The 249-nt window shown below is 63.5% G+C and carries 1 pseudogene; it reads left to right on the top strand.

Features of this window, described 5'->3' with window-relative positions:
• Positions 1-227 (top strand): annotated as a pseudogene (locus tag R0J88_RS22305) (hypothetical protein); the annotation flags it as partial.
• Positions 228-249: the final 22 nt, after the last annotated feature.

Genomic DNA, 249 nt, shown 5'->3' on the forward strand with positions numbered 1-249 from the left:
CCTGCTGCTGGCCGCGCGCGAGGCGCTTCCCGATAGCCCCCGGACGTCTGCCTGACATGACTGAGCAATCTGCAACCCCCGCTGCTGCCACTTCCTCTGCGCCATCCGCGACCTCTTCCCCGCAGGCTGGCCATGTGCCGATGGCCCTGCGCATCGGCCACGGCTTCGATGTCCATCGCTTCGGCGATGGCGATAACCTGATGATCAGTGGCGTGAATATGACCTAGTAACATGGGTTCGTGGCGCATT

Source organism: Pseudoalteromonas sp. SIMBA_162 (genome assembly GCF_046535955.1).
Taxonomy (GTDB): domain Bacteria; phylum Pseudomonadota; class Gammaproteobacteria; order Enterobacterales; family Alteromonadaceae; genus Pseudoalteromonas; species Pseudoalteromonas marina.